Source organism: Paenibacillus sp. TAB_01, assembly GCF_043945595.1.
Taxonomy (GTDB): domain Bacteria; phylum Bacillota; class Bacilli; order Paenibacillales; family NBRC-103111; genus Paenibacillus_S.
On the sequence record NZ_JBIFNP010000001.1, the window covers coordinates 6,731,802 to 6,748,452 of the forward strand.

Here is a 16,651-nt window from a genome sequence, read left to right on the forward strand (position 1 = left end):
GTTTTCGAAGAAGCAACGCTTCGAAAAATCCCGTTTGGTGATGATGGCGGAGGGGAACCACGCGTTCCCATCTCGAACACGACCGTTAAGCCCTCCAGCGCCGATGGTACTTGAACCGAAGGGTTCCGGGAGAGTAGGACGTCGCCAAGCACAAGAAGATCCTTTTGGTAATAGACCAGAAGGGTCTTTTTTATTTTCGGAATTTGAAGAAGGGGCAAGGCCGTGGAAAGAAGGAGTGAAAAAAGGGTAAGAAGTAGGATGAGTTTGTTTTTTTGAAGTATAAAGGAAATACTGAGTATGAAAGAAGAGGGAGCGTTCAAGGAATGTTTGTTCTTTTGTCATACTCTGGTACGGGATTGGATGAATGTGGGACTGACTGATAATATGTGCTTGACATTAAAAATGGGCTTTTGATAATATTGCAATAATATCCGCGGGTAAGCGAAAATGAAGGAGGATTACGTTCGTGTGGGAATCTAAGTTTGCTAAGGAAGGCTTGACCTTCGACGATGTGCTGTTAATGCCAAGTAGGTCGGAGGTATTTGGTAAAGAGATCGATATCACTACACAGCTTGCGAACAATATCAAGTTGAATATTCCGTTGATCAGTTCGGCTATGGATACCGTAACGGAATCCAAGATGGCTATTGCTATGGCAAGAGAAGGCGGTATCGGGATTATTCATAAAAACATGTCCATCGCTCAGCAAGCGGAAGAAGTGGATCGAGTGAAGCGTTCCGAGAGCGGCGTTATTACTAACCCATTCTCGCTGACACCAGAGCATCATGTGTACGATGCAGAGGAGCTGATGGCGAAATACCGCATCTCCGGGGTGCCGATTTGTGATGAGAACAAGAAGTTAGTTGGGATTCTGACGAACAGAGACCTTCGTTTCGTTCACGACTACTCCATTAAAATCAAAGAAGTTATGACACACAGCGATCTGGTAACGGCTCCGGTCGGGACGACTCTGCAGCAGGCAGAGGGAATTTTGCAGAAGCACAAAATTGAAAAACTGCCGATTGTGGATGAGAACAATACGTTGAAGGGACTTATCACGATCAAGGATATCGAGAAGGCGATACAGTTCCCTAACTCCGCTAAAGACCAGCACGGACGTTTATTGGTTGGTGCAGCGGTAGGCGTATCCAAAGACGTTATGGAGCGGACTGCAGCGCTGGTGGAAGCCGGAATCGATATGATCGTGGTGGACTCGGCACACGGTCAGCATATTAATATCCTGAATACCGTAAAGAAAATCCGCGAAGCGTATCCTGACCTTCCTATTTGCGCAGGTAACGTAGCGACCGGACAAGGAACGAAGGACCTTATTGAAGCCGGGGCCTCGATGGTTAAGGTAGGTATTGGTCCCGGTTCGATTTGTACGACACGTATTATCGCAGGGATCGGCGTACCTCAAATCACGGCCATTTACGATTGCGCATCGGTTGCCAGAGAATATAATGTGCCGATCATTGCGGACGGCGGTATTAAATATTCCGGCGATGTGACGAAGGCTATCGCTGCAGGAGCAAGCGTAGTTATGATCGGCAGCTTGTTTGCAGGTACGGATGAAAGCCCGGGCGAATCGGAAATTTATCAAGGCAGAAAGTTCAAAGTTTACCGCGGCATGGGTTCGCTAGGAGCGATGAAGGAAGGCAGTAAGGACCGTTACTTCCAGGAAAATGAAAGCAAGCTGGTTCCGGAAGGCATTGAAGGACGTATCGCTTATAAAGGTTCTTTGGCAGATACGGTTTACCAGCTTATCGGCGGTCTTCGTTCCGGTATGGGGTATTGCGGCGCAAGAAACATTAAGGCATTAATCAATGAGACTTCGTTTATTCGCATTACGGGTGCCGGGTTGCGCGAGAGCCATCCGCACGATGTCCAGATTACGAAGGAAGCACCTAACTATTCGCTATAATCATTGATGAGTTTATTGGTTTGTCAGGATAAGAGACGGGGGCCGAAAAGGGCTGCCGTTTCTTTGTTTTGTACAGGCTCTAAGGCTTGTGGTACAATAAGACTTACGTGTTTTGACCAAAATTATAGTGAGGAGTGGGAACGTGTTGCTTTCAGTAAGGCGCATAGCAGTCATTTTAACGTTAGCTATTATTGTTCAATTGAGTACATCTTTATGGAACCCGGCGAATAAAGCAGAGGCGGCGGAAGCGTCAGAGTTAAGTCTGGATGTGAAGTCCGCTATTTTGATAGAGGCAAGTACAGGTCAAGTTTTATATGAGAATAATGCGGATGTTGCACTACCGCCCGCAAGTATGGCCAAAATGATGACGGAATATTTGGTTATGGAAGCTATTAAAAGCGGAAAGATCAAATGGGAGGACATGGTTCCGATCAGCCAATACTCCGCGGATGTTATCGGCTCCGGAGGCTTGCTGAATGTCGGAGAGCAGTACTCCGTCAAAGATTTGTTCGGCGCTATGTCTATTTACTCGGCCAATGATGCTTCTGTTGCTTTAGCCGAATATTTAGGAGGCACTGAAGAAAAATTCGCGACAATGATGAATGACAAAGCCAAGGAAATGGGCTTGTCCGATCAGGCACATTTTATTAGCGCAACGGGCTTGTCCCGCGCCGACCTGGGCAAATATGCTCCGAAAGAGGTACAAGGGGAGACGCTGCTCACGGCGAAGGATGCTGCGCTGATTGCTTATAATATTTTGAAAGATCATAAAGAAATTCTTGATTTCACGAAGCAGCCGTCCAAGAAGTTCCGCGAAACGGATAAATCCCCGATGATTAACTGGAACTGGATGCTTGAAGGTAATAAGGACAACGTGAACTTTAAAAAGTACGCCTATCAAGGCCTCGATGGTTTGAAAACAGGTTCCACCGATGATGCGGGATATTGCTTCACAGGTACGGCTGAGCGCAACGGTATGCGTCTGATCAGTGTAGTAATGGGGACGAAGACGGAACCGAAACGGTTTGAAGAGACGAGAAAGGTGTTGGATTACGGGTTTAACAATTTTGAAATGAAGCAGGTACTGACAGCCAAGGCTGAAATAGATTCCCTGAAAACAGTAAATATTAAAAAAGGCGTGGAAACGCAAGTACCGGTCGTAACTCAAACAGGGCTGTCGATCGTTGCTAAAAAAGGCGCAACTCCGGATCAATTCGTGATTACTGCAGAGCCTGCGGATGAGAGCAAGCTGGTTGCTCCAATTGCCAAAGGTGCCGTGGTGGGGACGGTTAAGGTAACTTACCAGGGAACGGAGAAAACAGCGAATCTGATTGCGAATGAAGATGTGGAAAAAGGCAGCTGGATCCGGTTGTTCTTCAGAGCCATTAAGGATTTCATTGTCGATACCATTTCGGGTAAGAAGAAGTGATAAAAACCAAGTAAACTGGTTGTTTATTTAAAGGTATTCCTGTAAAATAATTGTTTAGTAGTTTGCTGATAAGGATTCACGAAATTTTATCGATATAGGTTTGGAGGCAGATTAGAGATGGAAACGGGAACTTCGCGCGTTAAAAAAGGTATGGCTGAAATGCAAAAGGGTGGCGTCATCATGGACGTTATGAACGCCGAGCAAGCAAAAATCGCTGAAGCGGCAGGGGCTTCTGCCGTTATGGCTTTGGAACGGGTACCTTCGGATATTCGCGCAGTGGGCGGCGTAGCCCGTATGGCCGATCCTACCGTTGTGGAACAGGTTATGAAGGTTGTTTCTATTCCTGTTATGGCGAAAGCACGGATCGGACATTTTGTTGAAGCCAAGATTCTTGAGACGATGGGTGTCGACTACATCGATGAGAGCGAAGTATTGACTCCGGCAGACGAAGTGTTCCATATCAATAAAAGAGAGTTCACTGTTCCTTTCGTATGCGGAGCCAGAGACCTGGGCGAAGCGCTGCGCCGTATCGGCGAGGGTGCGTCCATGATCCGTACCAAAGGTGAACCGGGAACGGGCAATATCGTGGAAGCCGTTCGTCATATGCGTATGATGGTAGGTCAAATTAAAAAAGTACAAGCTATGTCGAAGGACGAGCTGATGGCTGAAGCGAAGAACCTGGGCGCGCCTTACGAGCTGCTGCTGCAAGTGCACGAAACAGGCAAGCTGCCTGTCGTTAACTTTGCTGCAGGCGGTGTAGCAACTCCAGCGGATGCCGCTTTGATGATGCACCTGGGATCGGACGGCGTATTCGTAGGCTCCGGTATTTTTAAATCGGATAGCCCTGAGAAATTCGCTAAAGCGATCGTGGAAGCAACGACTCACTATACCGACTATGCTCTTATTGCCGAAATTTCGAAAAACCTGGGAACGCCGATGAAAGGGATCGAAATTTCCAAGCTGGACGCTACACAGCGCATGCAAGAGCGCGGCTGGTAAGAGTCCGATAGAAGGATGGATTCACTATGAAAATTGGAGTATTAGCGCTTCAAGGCGCCGTAGCCGAGCACATTCGTTTAATTGAAAAGGCTGGCGGCGAGGGAGTTATTATAAAACGCAAGGAACAGCTCGATGAAATAGACGGAATTATTATTCCCGGGGGCGAAAGCACAACAATCGGCAAATTAATGCGTACCTTTCAATTTATTGAAGCACTGCAGTCTTTTTCGGCTAAAGGCAAGCCGATATTCGGTACCTGTGCAGGTCTGATCGTGATTGCCAAAGAGATTGCCGGGCAATCGGAGGCGCATCTTCAATTAATGGATATTAAAGTGGCGCGCAATGCCTTCGGACGGCAGCGTGAGAGCTTTGAGACGGATTTGGAAGTCAAAGGGATCGCCGATGACGTCCGTGCCGTTTTCATCCGTGCTCCGTTAATTGAAGCGGTTGGCGAAGGCGTTGAGGTGTTATCTACGTACCGCGACCAGATTGTTGCCGCACGTCAAGGGCATCTGTTAGCCGCCTCGTTTCATCCGGAATTAACCGATGATGAACGGATGCACGCATATTTCTTAGACATGGTTCGTGAAACGAGGTAGGAGGGTGCCCCTTGTTGGATATAAAGTTATTACGTAACGATTTAGCAAAGGTTGAGCAGGCGATGACCAATCGCGGCAAAAGCCTGGAGGAAATCAGCCGTTTTTCCAATCTCGATGTGAAGCGCCGGGAGCTGCTGCAGGAAGTGGAGCAGCTGAAAAACCGCCGTAACGTGGTTTCTCAGGAAGTAGCTTCCTTGAAGAAGGCCAAGCAGAATGCCGATGCGTTGATTGAGGAAATGAAAGGCGTCGGTGACCGCATTAAAGCGCTGGATGACGAGATTCGTGGATTAGAATCGGAGATCGACAGCATTGTGATGGCCATTCCTAATATTCCTAGCGACAGCGTGCCTGTAGGCAAATCGGAGGAGGAGAACGTAGAGGTTCGCCGTGTCGGTGAACCGGCGTCTTTTTCCTTCGAGCCTAAGGCTCATTGGGAGCTTGGACAGGATTTGGGAATTCTCGATTTTGAAGCCGCTGCGAAAGTTACCGGTTCCCGCTTCACTTTCTATAAAGGGCTGGGAGCTCGTCTGGAGCGCGCATTGATCAGCTTCATGATGGATCTTCACAGCGATCAGCACGGATACGAGGAGATGCTTCCTCCGTATATTGTTAACCGCGATAGTCTTACCGGTACCGGACAGCTTCCGAAATTTGAGGAAGATGTATTTAAGCTTCAGGGTACGGATTATTTCCTGATCCCGACGGCTGAGGTTCCTGTAACGAATTATCATCGGGATGATATATTGACGGTGGAGGAGCTGCCTAAATATTTCGTTGCCTTCAGCGCTTGCTTCCGTTCGGAAGCGGGCTCGGCGGGAAGAGATACGCGCGGCTTAATACGCCAGCATCAATTTAACAAAATTGAGCTCGTAAAGCTCACAACGCCGGAATCGTCTTATGATGAGCTGGAGAAGCTCACAGCGGACGCAGAGAAGGTGCTTCAGCTGCTTCAGCTGCCTTACCGTGTACTCACGCTTTGTACGGGGGATATCGGTTTCTCGTCGGCTAAAACATACGATCTCGAGGTATGGCTGCCGAGCAGTCAAACTTATCGCGAGATTTCGTCCTGCAGTAATTTTGAGGACTTCCAAGCGCGCCGTGCGAATATTCGTTTCCGCCGCGACGCTAAAGCGAAGCCGGAGTTCGTTCATACCTTGAACGGTTCGGGTCTTGCCTTGGGCCGGACGGTAGCCGCGATTTTGGAGAACTATCAGCAGGAGGATGGCAGCGTGGTGATTCCTGAAGTGCTGCGTCCTTACATGAACCAAATCGATCGGATCAGCAAAAAATAGACTTGAAAACAGCCAACGAGTTGTGATACAATGCAATTTGTCACCCGGAGAGGTGGTCGAGTGGTTTAAGGCAGCGGTCTTGAAAACCGCCGAGGTCGTGAGGTCTCCGTGGGTTCGAATCCCACCCTCTCCGCCATATTTGTTTCAGGTGGCCATATTGGCTGCAATAAAGCAAGCAGAGCTTACATATAAAGCTGTACCATTCTTTTGATGAATGGTATGGCTTTTTTTATTGGCCAGGAAGCAAAGTACGTCCATTCCTTTTTTTGTGAGAGGCGGCCAAGTATAAAGATGTTTACCGCTCCGCAACTTATAGAATGTGGAGGTGGTAATAAAGAGATGGCAAAGACGGACACACTGAATGTCGATCAGCAAAAGCTCGTACAAGCTTGGGCGGAGTCGCTCCCAACCGTTCTGAACGCATCCGACCGATCGGAGGTTCTAGCGGATGAGGCTGACCCGAATACGATCCGGGTGCATATCGCTACCGCAGGTCATTCCGATTACAGCTTCGATTTCAAGTGCACATATGTGGATTCCAGAGAAGTGAAGGTCGAGCTGGTGGATGTCGAGCGGGAAGGCCGGAATGTGGACGAACGGACGGATATCATTCAAACGATGGTCGACGATTACGTAAGACACATTCATGAATGCGCGCAGCTGCTTCAAGCTGTGACAAACAGCTAATGCGGAGGGAAGAGCCATGACTAAAAATAAAAGCGACGTCGATAAAAACCTGCAAAATGTCGTAAAGGATCTGGATCATACGATCGTCAACAGCCATCAGGCGCAGCAAGTTCAGCAGCAGACGAACGATCACCGGCACCAGGATGCGCTGAATCACGATAAGCCGACAAACAACTCCATTTTAACGGATAAAGAATAAAGATCATTGAGAAGGGGGACCCATCCAATGCCAAAAGATATTCCTCAGCCTGTGAACCCTCCGGGCGGACAAAAGAATCAAAACAGGCAGGAAAGCCAGCCGAACGAGCCCTTATCCGGATCTAAAAAGGTGAAGCAGCAGAACCATTCCCGTCATAACAACGGCGAAGGGTAAGCTGCTGCCGTACCGTAAGCTTCTGAAGAACCCTGGAAAGGGTTCTTTTTCTTTATTATAAAAGAAGTCCCTTCCGCTTTCAGCCAGAGAAAGAGAGGCTGAAGCGGAAGGGACGCTTCAAATGATCTATGTATTGCGCATGGTCAAATATTGGAAGCACTCCATCAGTAGAGCATGAGCGACTTCTTCTTCATCTGCATAACCGTACAGCGTCCCCCCGGCGGCCAGCTCTTCGCAAACATCATCCAGCAGGGAATAAATAGCGATCGTAAAATCGTCGTAAACTATATAGAACTGATGGTTGTCCAACATGCTGTGCAACACCTCACCCATATGCTTCCCCTCATTCTACCATGAAGGTCTCTAAAAGAGAATCCTGTAATGCTTACTTGTCATGTAAATTCTCAAATAAGTGAAAAAGGGGGCATTTTGGCTTATTTTTCTCGGACATGAGCATTTTCATGTACTGCAGCGTACGATAATGCAGAAAGAAGTACAAAAGGAGGGGCTTCATGATCAATCTAAAAACCCCCGAGGAAATTGCGATGATGCGCCAGGCCGGGCGAATTCTTGCTTTATGCCATCAGGCCATTGCACCGATGATTCGCCCCGGAAGAACGACATTGGAAATTAACGATTTTGCAGAGAGCTTCTTGACGCGGCACGGGGCCAGCCAGGTGACCAAGGGCTATAAAGGCTTCCCTTACGCTACGTGCGCTTCCGTGAACGATGTCATTGCTCACGGCTTCCCCAACGACACGCCGCTGCGCAGCGGCGATATTGTCAAGATAGATATTGTCTGCAGCGTAGACGGCTGGATGGCCGACTCAGCCCGTACGTATGCTGTCGGAGATATTTCGGAGGAGGCGGGCAAGCTGATCCGGGTCACTCGGGAGTGTCTAGAGATGTCCATTCCGAAGGCGGTCATTGGAAGCCGCATCGGCGATGTGACTCATATCATCAAAAAGCACGCGGAAGCGGCAGGCTTCTCGGTTGTGCGGGGACTTGTAGGACACGGCATCGGCCGATCGCTGCACGAGCAGCCGAGCTTCGATCATGCGGGTGAGCCGGGTAAAGGCTTCATGCTGAAGGAAGGGATGGTCATTACCATCGAACCGATGCTTAACACGGGTTCGGAAGAGATGTATATCGAGCTTGATGGGTGGACGGCCCGGACCTGGGATGGCGGTTTGTCGGCTCAATTCGAGCATACGGTGGCCATCACGAAGAAAGGCCCGTTGATTCTTACGAAACTATAATCGCCGCTGAAGGACCCGCTTGGCGACCGAGGCCTCGACGCTGTTCGCCGGATATGATATAATGAAAGTATATGTCCTCGTAGTTCAACGGATAGAACGGATCTCTCCTAAAGATCAAATGTCAGTTCGATTCTGGCCGGGGACGCCATAGAAATGCAAATCAGTCAAGCAGATCGCTGTGAACTAAGGTTCCGGCGGGTCTGCTTTTTTGCCTTCTTCGCGAGGAATAGATACAGCACTAAGCGTTGGATACAGAGGGAGCGCCCTGCCTTCGTTATGCCTCACAAAAAATGCGGGAAAGTCTTGAACGCCCGCTGCTGCTTCCCCTAGACTGGAGGCATGAATACAGGATGGGGGAGAGCCGATGTCCACGCTGTTAATCAAGAATGCTAAAAATATCATTACTATGGATGGCCAAAGAAACCAATATCCCGGCGGATCCCTATATATTGAGGGACAAGGAATTAAAGCGATTGGAACGGAGCTGCCTTATGACACGGCCGACCGGATCATTGACGCCCGCGGCCACATCGTATATCCGGGTCTTATTAATACGCATCATCACTTATACCAGACGTTTACCCGGAACATTCCGCTGGCGCAGGACTGCTCGTTATTCGACTGGCTGTTGACATTGTATGAGATATGGCGACACCTGCATCCGCAGGATGTATATTTAAGCGCGCTTGTAGGTTAGGGGAGCTGCTGAAAAGCGGGTGCACGACCTCATCCGATCATTTTTATTGCTTTCCTCAGGCGGTGTCGGGCGAACTGATCGATGAAGAGATCCGTGCTGCCCGGGAGCTGGGGATCCGGTTTTATCCGACGAGGGGATCGATGAGCCTGGGGCGGTCAAAAGGAGGTCTGCCTCCTGATGAAGTGTGTCAGACGGAGGATCAGATTCTGAAGGACACGCAGCGTGTCATTGAAACCTACCATGATTCCGCCCGGTTCTCGATGCTGCGCGTTGGCGTAGCGCCTTGCTCTCCTTTCTCCGTCACGACAGGACTTCTGAAGGAATCGGCCGCTTTGGCCCGCAGCTATGGTGTGAGGATGCACACCCATTTGGCGGAGACGCTGGATGAGGAGAGCTTTTGTATCGAACGGTTCGGCATGCGTCCGTTGGATTATATGGAATCGGCCGATTGGGTCGGAACTGACGTATGGTATGCCCACGGCATATGGTTTAACGAAAGGGAGATCCATCGACTTGGCGCCTGCGGCTGCGGCGTGGCGCATTGCCCGACAAGTAATATGAAGCTGTCTTCCGGAGCGCTGCCGATACGCGGGCTGCTCGATGCGGGGGTTAAGGTAGGATTAGGCGTAGATGGCAGCGCATCGAATGATGCCTCGAACATGCTGTGGGAGCTTAGAATGGCTTATTTACTGCACAAGCATCAGGTTCATCTCGGAGCGCCGTCTCTCACAGCGGCGGAAACGCTCTATATCGGTACGATGGGCTCGGCCAAGGTATTGGGCTGGGACGATGCGATCGGCTCTCTGGAGGCCGGGAAGGCGGCCGATTTATTTATGGTGGATACCCGGAAGCTTGGCTTTGCCGGGGGGCTTTTTGACGATCAGGCGCTGCCTATGACGATTGGAGCGGTACAGGCCGATATAACCGTCGTCGGCGGCCGAATCGTGGTGCAGGATGGCAGGCTCTGCGGGATCGAGGAAGAGTCCGTCGCAGAGGCCGCGCAAAAAGCGGCGGAACGGCTGATGAATGAAGCAGCGTTAAGAACGGGGCTGAGCTACCGGACCTCAAGACACGGATAGTGCCGATGCCTTAACCCGAAAAATTTAGTGCAGGATTGGCCCTCCAGCGGATTTTTCGTGATCTCCTTATATTGGCTTACGCTAAATCGGACAGCCTCGTTATAATGAATGCCGGGGCTTTTTGAGCTGCCCGAATTTTTTTCAATCCGGTGCAGTGAAAGCGCAGGGTGGCTGCGTCTATATGTACGGAGAGGAGGGGGAGAACATTACGGAGGAAACAGAATGGATCGAACGAACGATCGCAGGCGACAAGGAGGCATTCCGCTGCCTGATGGACAAGTACGGTCCGTATCTTTTCCACGTGGTCTATTCTGGTCCTGAGGTCGACTAAGGACGCCGAAGATGTCACGCAGGAAGTGCTGTTGAAAATATATGCTTCTCTCCCTCAGTACCGTCACCAAGGGTTGAAAACATGGATGACCCGTATCGCCGTCAACAAGGCCATTGATTTTAAGAGAGCCGCCGAGCGGAAGCGGGAGCAGTTGAGCGACGAGATCGAGCTGCTTATACCGGCCGATGAGGAATATTCATTAGAGGATGAAGTGCTGAGCAAGCAGCAGCAGCAAAAGATTCGGGACTATCTGGACCACATGCCGGACAATTACCGCGAAGTGGTGGTTGCTTTTTATATGGAGGATAAGAGCTATCAGGAGATTGCCGCCGAGCAGGGAGTCGCGCTGAAGACGGTAGAATCGAAGCTGTATCGGGCCAAGCAATGGCTCCGCAAGCATTGGAAGGAGGAGGAGTGGGAATGAAGCATTATACCTTGGAGCGGTGGACGCAGTACGCGAGGCAGGAGCCTCCGCTGACACCGCAGGAAGAAGCCGAACTCGAGCAGCATCTGCAGCAGTGCGATACGTGCCTGGAGCTATATATGCTCGGACTAGAAGAAGCGGAAGCAGACTATCCGGCTCTAGCCGATCCTCAGGTACTTTTAGACCAGGTTATGCTCAAGCTGCCTCCAATGGCCCCAACGCCTCAAGCAGACTTCTCCCCCCTTCCGGCCAAAAAGATTGAGGACCGGAGAACGGGGTGGCTGCGACACCCGGTCTTTCATTATACCGTGGCCGCCGCCATTACCGTGGTGTTGATGAGTTCAGGCGCATTCCAGACGATTGTGGACCGGTTGCAGCCGGGAGACTCTTACGGCAGCGAGGCGATGAAGCTGGAGCACCGCGACAAGGGGCAAGCAGAGCGGACTTCCATGTCGCAAACCATTATGAACAAAACAATCGTGATGCTGGACGCCATACAAGCAAAACATGAACGGGGAGGAACGCGATAATGCACTATAAAAATCCGATGGCCGCGCTGCTGTTGTCCTTGATTCCAGGGGTCGGCCATTTGTATATGAACCGCAAAGGAAGAGCTTTTGTCTACGGAGCGGGATTTTTCGGCCCGATGCTGCTGCTGTTTCTGCTCGTAGTCACTGGAGAGGCCCGCCACGCGGACGGTCTGCTTGTTCTGCTTTTGATTGTCGCATTTCTCGCAGGCACGATCAATCTGATCGATATGATTCTTTATCTGCTGAGAGCGAGAGACTTAAGATATGCGGCGGCAGCCCAGTCTTACGGTAACGGGAGTGACGGTGTTGATGTATCCGGAGCCGGATCCAGGAACGGAATGGGGCCGTTTGCCCCGCCGCCGAACGGCGACAATGACCGGATGTTTACGATTTTTCTTTCGCTGATTCCGGGTCTGGGCCACTTTCAGCTTGGTCTGATGCAGCGGGGCTTGGCGTTTCTGATGGCTTTTTTCGGATCGATGGTCATGGTATTCTTCGTTGCCGTCCTCGCCCACCGGGATGAATTTCTCGTGTTTCTCGGGTCCTTCCGGTCATTTGGCTGTATTGTATGTTCGACTGCATCCAGCAGCTGAATAAAAAGCGAAACGGAGAGCCTTTGATCGATCAAACGATGTTCGATGACTTCCAGGACAGCCGCGAGGACGGCCGGAAAAGCAAAATGATCGCAACCTTCCTTTCGATTGTGCCCGGGGCGGGGCATATGTACCTGGGCCTGCAAAAAAGAGGGCTGCAGCTGATGGTCGCTTTCTTCCTTTGTATTTATGTGATGGATGTGCTCCGGCTTTCGATTTTCTTGTTCTTGATTCCGATTATATGGTTTTACAGCTTTTTTGATGCGCTGCAGCAAATCTCAAGGCAGGGCCGCGAGGAGCTGAAGGATGTGCCTTTCGTGGAGTGGCTTGTAAACCACCAGCGGTGGGTGGGCATCGCCCTTTTGTTCCTTGGCGCGTACTATTTATTGGATGAAGTGCTGTTGACGACGCTGGACCGGCTGTTCCCGGAAGAACGGATCTCGTATTTATTCCATCAATATTTCCAGACGCTTGTCGTTTCGGTCTATTCCTGATCGGAGGCGGCCTGAGGCTGGTTCTCGGCAGCAAGAAACAGAAGAGGGGGGACTAAACGATGAAAAAATGGCGGGTAGGCACCTTATCGATGGGCATATCGCTCATTATGCTGGGCACGGTGCTGTTTACTTCACAGTGGCGGGGAACGGAAGCATTCGACGCGTTTTTGACGTGGTGGCCTATTGTTTTCGTCCTACTGGGGCTTGAAATTCTAGGCTACCTCGTGTTCGCCAAAAAAGAAAACAGCGTGCTCTACTACGATATGCTGAGCTTGTTTTTCGTCGGGGTGCTCTGTATCGGATGCTTGGGCTTTGCCCTGCTGACCTCAACAGGTCTGCTGAATGAAGTCCGGTCGATGCTCGGCGCGGTAGAACAAACCAAGGATCTTCCGGCTGTAAAGGAAGCGTTGGGTGAGGGGGTCAAGAAGGTGATTGTCCAGTCTCCCGATCAAGACATTAAGGTAGATCAATCGACGGAACGGTCGGTTCAAGTGTTCGGCACTTACCGGGAGCGGGTGAGAGCGGGAGAGCAGGAGCAGACGCTTGCGAAGGATCAGGTTGTCTCCGTCCATACGGTTGGGGATACACTGTATGTACAGATCAAGCGCTTACCGCAGGAGCGGGGGCTGGACTCGTTCTATCCGTGGATGAGCGTCACGGTCGTCGTTCCCCAGGATGTTCAAGTGGAACGGCGCGGGGCGGACAATCAGGTCATTTCCTGAGCACGCAGATAAAAAAAGCAGGTACCGCGGTGAGGAAAAACACACCCTTCCGCGGACCTGCTTCTTTGGCTTTCTCAAGGCTCCGTTCGAATAGGAGCGTCTAGTATCTGTCTGTACGGCACCGCGGTTATTTTCCCCTCAGCTTACGGAAAAATTGAGTCAGCATGGCGCTGCACTCTTCCTGAAGCACCCCGCTGACCACATCGACCCGGTGGTTAAACCGGTCTTCCTGGAGCAGATTCATCAGCGTGCCGGCACAGCCCGCCTTCGGGTCGGTCGTACCGTAGATGACCTGCGGAACGCGTGCCTGCACGATGGCTCCTGCGCACATGGGACAAGGCTCCAATGTCACATACAGCTTGCAGTCCAGCAGCCGCCAAGCTCCCAGATGCTCACTTGCCTGCTTAATGGCAATCAGCTCGGCATGGGCCAGCGGGTCCCGGGTGGTTTCCCTCAGATTGTGCCCTCTTCCGATGATCTGATCCTGCCAGACGACAACGGCTCCGATAGGCACCTCCAGCTTCGCTTCGGCCAGCCGGGCTTCCTCCATAGCGGCTCTCATATAAGCAACATGCTCTTGCAAAATCAGGCACCTCATTCTTATATTGTGGATAGAACGAACAGATATTCGTTTTGTTAACATGCTGTGGATAACGTTGTGGATAACGCTGTTTTTGTACACATTTCATTGTAGTGAATTGGGGATATTTCATCAAGTAGGGCTTTGTTGTTCTTGAGTCTATCCCCAACTGGGGAAAAGTTCAGCTGTCGATAAATTTGCGGCGGATGGCTTCAGTCGGCATCATGCAGCTGTCTTGTTTTCCGAACAGCTTGTAGCGGTATCGGGCAAAAGCCTTATACACCGCATCTCTAAGCGGTCTGGGTATAATAATGAACAGATAGAGCAGCGGCCAAGCCCTGCCTAGAAGCCTGCAAATGCGGAGTACCGCCGTAGAGTGCGAGTATAGAATCCCTTTTTCCATCAAAAGGACGGTATCCGGAACCGAAGCGGCATCCGGACGCATAGATTGAAGCAGCGCCTGCGCATAATCGGATTGCAGCGCGGCAAAGCGCAGCCGGTCTTTTTTGTCTTGACGAATGAGGAATTGGACCGGGATGGACGTACCGCTGGTGTACCAGTTGTTCCGCCAGGAGCACGGCTGGATAGCTACGTACGGACGGGATAAGCGCTGAAAGCATCTAAGCGTGAAGCCCCCCTCAAGATGAGATTTCCCAGTACGTAAGACCCCTTGAAGACGACGAGGTAGATAGGTTCGGGGTGGAAGTGCCGTAAGGTATGGAGCTGACGAATACTAATCGGTCGAGGGCTTATCCAAGAGAAAGCAAAGAAGAAGGATGTATGCTTGTTTCGTATCTAGTTTTCAGGGTAACAACCTTGAACAAATAGCTGCATGTCCCTTATAGGGATGGATATTTTCTTGCAGCGTTTTCGAAGAAGCAACGCTTCGAAAAATCCCGTTTGGTGATGATGGCGGAGGGGAACCACGCGTTCCCATCTCGAACACGACCGTTAAGCCCTCCAGCGCCGATGGTACTTGAACCGAAGGGTTCCGGGAGAGTAGGACGTCGCCAAGCACAAGAAGATCCTTTTGGTAATAGACCAGAAGGGTCTTTTTTATTTTCGGAATTTGAAGAAGGGGCAAGGCCGTGGAAAGAAGGAGTGAAAAAAGGGTAAGAAGTAGGATGAGTTTGTTTTTTTGAAGTATAAAGGAAATACTGAGTATGAAAGAAGAGGGAGCGTTCAAGGAATGTTTGTTCTTTTGTCATACTCTGGTACGGGATTGGATGAATGTGGGACTGACTGATAATATGTGCTTGACATTAAAAATGGGCTTTTGATAATATTGCAATAATATCCGCGGGTAAGCGAAAATGAAGGAGGATTACGTTCGTGTGGGAATCTAAGTTTGCTAAGGAAGGCTTGACCTTCGACGATGTGCTGTTAATGCCAAGTAGGTCGGAGGTATTTGGTAAAGAGATCGATATCACTACACAGCTTGCGAACAATATCAAGTTGAATATTCCGTTGATCAGTTCGGCTATGGATACCGTAACGGAATCCAAGATGGCTATTGCTATGGCAAGAGAAGGCGGTATCGGGATTATTCATAAAAACATGTCCATCGCTCAGCAAGCGGAAGAAGTGGATCGAGTGAAGCGTTCCGAGAGCGGCGTTATTACTAACCCATTCTCGCTGACACCAGAGCATCATGTGTACGATGCAGAGGAGCTGATGGCGAAATACCGCATCTCCGGGGTGCCGATTTGTGATGAGAACAAGAAGTTAGTTGGGATTCTGACGAACAGAGACCTTCGTTTCGTTCACGACTACTCCATTAAAATCAAAGAAGTTATGACACACAGCGATCTGGTAACGGCTCCGGTCGGGACGACTCTGCAGCAGGCAGAGGGAATTTTGCAGAAGCACAAAATTGAAAAACTGCCGATTGTGGATGAGAACAATACGTTGAAGGGACTTATCACGATCAAGGATATCGAGAAGGCGATACAGTTCCCTAACTCCGCTAAAGACCAGCACGGACGTTTATTGGTTGGTGCAGCGGTAGGCGTATCCAAAGACGTTATGGAGCGGACTGCAGCGCTGGTGGAAGCCGGAATCGATATGATCGTGGTGGACTCGGCACACGGTCAGCATATTAATATCCTGAATACCGTAAAGAAAATCCGCGAAGCGTATCCTGACCTTCCTATTTGCGCAGGTAACGTAGCGACCGGACAAGGAACGAAGGACCTTATTGAAGCCGGGGCCTCGATGGTTAAGGTAGGTATTGGTCCCGGTTCGATTTGTACGACACGTATTATCGCAGGGATCGGCGTACCTCAAATCACGGCCATTTACGATTGCGCATCGGTTGCCAGAGAATATAATGTGCCGATCATTGCGGACGGCGGTATTAAATATTCCGGCGATGTGACGAAGGCTATCGCTGCAGGAGCAAGCGTAGTTATGATCGGCAGCTTGTTTGCAGGTACGGATGAAAGCCCGGGCGAATCGGAAATTTATCAAGGCAGAAAGTTCAAAGTTTACCGCGGCATGGGTTCGCTAGGAGCGATGAAGGAAGGCAGTAAGGACCGTTACTTCCAGGAAAATGAAAGCAAGCTGGTTCCGGAAGGCATTGAAGGACGTATCGCTTATAAAGGTTCTTTGGCAGATACGGTTTACCAGCTTATCGGCGG

19 protein-coding genes, 2 tRNA genes, 2 rRNA genes, 1 pseudogene and 1 other annotated feature are annotated in these 16,651 nt (G+C 50.4%); of the genes and pseudogenes, 21 read left to right on the top strand and 3 right to left on the bottom strand.

Annotation, left to right across the window (positions count from 1 at the left end; all coding sequences use genetic code 11):
• Positions 1–33 precede the first annotated feature (33 nt).
• The 10 genes from rrf (ACHHV8_RS32875) to ACHHV8_RS32920 all read left to right on the top strand — a co-directional run bounded on the left by rrf (ACHHV8_RS32875) (position 34) and on the right by ACHHV8_RS32920 (position 7,303).
• Positions 34–150 (top strand): 5S ribosomal RNA (gene rrf, locus ACHHV8_RS32875).
• 316 nt (positions 151–466) lie between these two features.
• Positions 467–1,924 carry an IMP dehydrogenase gene (gene guaB / locus ACHHV8_RS32880; protein WP_395163366.1) on the top strand — a complete coding sequence of 486 codons (1,458 nt, stop codon included), beginning with the start codon at positions 467–469 and terminating at the stop codon, positions 1,922–1,924.
• 142 nt (positions 1,925–2,066) lie between these two features.
• A complete protein-coding gene (locus ACHHV8_RS32885) occupies positions 2,067–3,353 on the top strand; it encodes a D-alanyl-D-alanine carboxypeptidase family protein (RefSeq protein ID WP_395163367.1) in 1,287 nt (428 codons plus the stop codon).
• A gap of 117 nt (positions 3,354–3,470) precedes the next feature.
• Entirely contained in the window at positions 3,471–4,352 is an 882-nt protein-coding gene (gene pdxS, locus ACHHV8_RS32890) for a pyridoxal 5'-phosphate synthase lyase subunit PdxS (RefSeq protein WP_395163368.1), read from the top strand.
• Positions 4,353–4,378: 26 nt separating this feature from the next.
• On the top strand, positions 4,379–4,951 hold the full coding sequence (pdxT, locus tag ACHHV8_RS32895) for a pyridoxal 5'-phosphate synthase glutaminase subunit PdxT (RefSeq protein WP_395163369.1): 573 nt from the start codon (positions 4,379–4,381) through the stop codon (positions 4,949–4,951).
• An 11-nt stretch (positions 4,952–4,962) separates the two neighbouring features.
• A complete protein-coding gene (gene serS, locus ACHHV8_RS32900) occupies positions 4,963–6,243 on the top strand; it encodes a serine--tRNA ligase (RefSeq protein ID WP_395163370.1) in 1,281 nt (426 codons plus the stop codon).
• Positions 6,244–6,289: 46 nt separating this feature from the next.
• A tRNA-Ser gene (locus tag ACHHV8_RS32905) sits at positions 6,290–6,379 on the top strand.
• 203 nt (positions 6,380–6,582) lie between these two features.
• Positions 6,583–6,930 (top strand): hypothetical protein, encoded by a 348-nt coding sequence (locus ACHHV8_RS32910; RefSeq protein ID WP_395163371.1) that lies wholly within the window; start codon positions 6,583–6,585, stop codon positions 6,928–6,930.
• Between the two features lie 16 nt (positions 6,931–6,946).
• Positions 6,947–7,129 carry a hypothetical protein gene (locus ACHHV8_RS32915; RefSeq protein ID WP_395163372.1) on the top strand — a complete coding sequence of 61 codons (183 nt, stop codon included), beginning with the start codon at positions 6,947–6,949 and terminating at the stop codon, positions 7,127–7,129.
• Positions 7,130–7,156: 27 nt separating this feature from the next.
• Complete coding sequence (locus ACHHV8_RS32920) at positions 7,157–7,303, top strand: small acid-soluble spore protein P (protein WP_395163373.1); 147 nt, start codon at positions 7,157–7,159, stop codon at positions 7,301–7,303.
• A gap of 126 nt (positions 7,304–7,429) precedes the next feature.
• Here ACHHV8_RS32920 and ACHHV8_RS32925 read toward each other — a convergent pair whose 3' ends face one another.
• Positions 7,430–7,636: a hypothetical protein gene (locus ACHHV8_RS32925; RefSeq protein WP_395163374.1), complete on the bottom strand. Its 207-nt coding sequence runs from the start codon at positions 7,634–7,636 to the stop codon at positions 7,430–7,432.
• Between the two features lie 179 nt (positions 7,637–7,815).
• On the opposite strand from ACHHV8_RS32925, the gene map reads away from it, so the two are divergent.
• From map to ACHHV8_RS32970, 9 genes and pseudogenes are all read left to right on the top strand, one after another.
• Positions 7,816–8,562 (top strand): type I methionyl aminopeptidase, encoded by a 747-nt coding sequence (gene map / locus ACHHV8_RS32930; RefSeq protein WP_395163375.1) that lies wholly within the window; start codon positions 7,816–7,818, stop codon positions 8,560–8,562.
• Positions 8,563–8,635: 73 nt separating this feature from the next.
• A tRNA-Arg gene (locus ACHHV8_RS32935) sits at positions 8,636–8,710 on the top strand.
• 216 nt (positions 8,711–8,926) lie between these two features.
• Positions 8,927–9,259, top strand: coding sequence for an amidohydrolase family protein (locus tag ACHHV8_RS32940; protein WP_395163376.1), 333 nt, complete (start codon positions 8,927–8,929; stop codon positions 9,257–9,259).
• 62 nt (positions 9,260–9,321) lie between these two features.
• Entirely contained in the window at positions 9,322–10,338 is a 1,017-nt protein-coding gene (locus ACHHV8_RS32945; protein WP_395163377.1) for an amidohydrolase family protein, read from the top strand.
• Positions 10,339–10,519: 181 nt separating this feature from the next.
• Complete coding sequence (locus ACHHV8_RS32950; RefSeq protein WP_395163378.1) at positions 10,520–10,669, top strand: hypothetical protein; 150 nt, start codon at positions 10,520–10,522, stop codon at positions 10,667–10,669.
• A gap of 31 nt (positions 10,670–10,700) precedes the next feature.
• A complete protein-coding gene (locus ACHHV8_RS32955) occupies positions 10,701–11,093 on the top strand; it encodes a sigma-70 family RNA polymerase sigma factor (protein WP_395163379.1) in 393 nt (130 codons plus the stop codon).
• Entirely contained in the window at positions 11,090–11,623 is a 534-nt protein-coding gene (locus ACHHV8_RS32960; RefSeq protein WP_395163380.1) for an anti-sigma factor, read from the top strand. Before ACHHV8_RS32955 ends, ACHHV8_RS32960 begins: the two co-directional genes overlap by 4 nt.
• Positions 11,623–12,766 (top strand): annotated as a pseudogene (locus ACHHV8_RS32965) (hypothetical protein). The gene ACHHV8_RS32960 and the pseudogene ACHHV8_RS32965 overlap by 1 nt, the downstream one beginning before the upstream one ends.
• Positions 12,767–12,769: 3 nt before the next feature.
• Positions 12,770–13,432: a hypothetical protein gene (locus ACHHV8_RS32970; RefSeq protein ID WP_395163381.1), complete on the top strand. Its 663-nt coding sequence runs from the start codon at positions 12,770–12,772 to the stop codon at positions 13,430–13,432.
• A 127-nt stretch (positions 13,433–13,559) separates the two neighbouring features.
• Here ACHHV8_RS32970 and tadA read toward each other — a convergent pair whose 3' ends face one another.
• A complete protein-coding gene (gene tadA / locus ACHHV8_RS32975; RefSeq protein WP_395163694.1) occupies positions 13,560–14,030 on the bottom strand; it encodes a tRNA adenosine(34) deaminase TadA in 471 nt (156 codons plus the stop codon).
• Between the two features lie 163 nt (positions 14,031–14,193).
• A complete protein-coding gene (locus tag ACHHV8_RS32980; RefSeq protein WP_395163695.1) occupies positions 14,194–14,532 on the bottom strand; it encodes a thiol-disulfide oxidoreductase DCC family protein in 339 nt (112 codons plus the stop codon).
• Positions 14,527–14,757 (top strand) — a sequence feature (23S ribosomal RNA rRNA prediction is too short). It overlaps the preceding gene by 6 nt.
• Before the next feature lie 154 nt (positions 14,758–14,911).
• Here ACHHV8_RS32980 and rrf (ACHHV8_RS32985) point away from each other — a divergent pair.
• A 5S ribosomal RNA gene (rrf, locus tag ACHHV8_RS32985) occupies positions 14,912–15,028 on the top strand.
• Positions 15,029–15,344: 316 nt separating this feature from the next.
• The coding region (guaB, locus tag ACHHV8_RS32990; protein WP_395163382.1) for an IMP dehydrogenase at positions 15,345–16,651 on the top strand (1,307 nt) is incomplete at its 3' end.

What these genes read in the sequence shown, in the direction of transcription:
- ACHHV8_RS32960 (WP_395163380.1), top strand. Translation starts at nt 11,090, where the DNA reads ATGAAGCATTATACCTTGGAGCGGTGGACGCAGTACGCGAGGCAGGAG.
- ACHHV8_RS32910 (WP_395163371.1), top strand. Translation starts at nt 6,583, where the DNA reads ATGGCAAAGACGGACACACTGAATGTCGATCAGCAAAAGCTCGTACAA.
- pdxS (WP_395163368.1), top strand. Translation starts at nt 3,471, where the DNA reads ATGGAAACGGGAACTTCGCGCGTTAAAAAAGGTATGGCTGAAATGCAA.
- ACHHV8_RS32915 (WP_395163372.1), top strand. Translation starts at nt 6,947, where the DNA reads ATGACTAAAAATAAAAGCGACGTCGATAAAAACCTGCAAAATGTCGTA.
- ACHHV8_RS32940 (WP_395163376.1), top strand. Translation starts at nt 8,927, where the DNA reads ATGTCCACGCTGTTAATCAAGAATGCTAAAAATATCATTACTATGGAT.
- pdxT (WP_395163369.1), top strand. Translation starts at nt 4,379, where the DNA reads ATGAAAATTGGAGTATTAGCGCTTCAAGGCGCCGTAGCCGAGCACATT.
- ACHHV8_RS32920 (WP_395163373.1), top strand. Translation starts at nt 7,157, where the DNA reads ATGCCAAAAGATATTCCTCAGCCTGTGAACCCTCCGGGCGGACAAAAG.
- map (WP_395163375.1), top strand. Translation starts at nt 7,816, where the DNA reads ATGATCAATCTAAAAACCCCCGAGGAAATTGCGATGATGCGCCAGGCC.
- ACHHV8_RS32950 (WP_395163378.1), top strand. Translation starts at nt 10,520, where the DNA reads ATGTACGGAGAGGAGGGGGAGAACATTACGGAGGAAACAGAATGGATC.
- ACHHV8_RS32925 (WP_395163374.1), bottom strand. Translation starts at nt 7,636, where the DNA reads ATGGGTGAGGTGTTGCACAGCATGTTGGACAACCATCAGTTCTATATA.
- tadA (WP_395163694.1), bottom strand. Translation starts at nt 14,030, where the DNA reads ATGAGGTGCCTGATTTTGCAAGAGCATGTTGCTTATATGAGAGCCGCT.
- ACHHV8_RS32970 (WP_395163381.1), top strand. Translation starts at nt 12,770, where the DNA reads ATGAAAAAATGGCGGGTAGGCACCTTATCGATGGGCATATCGCTCATT.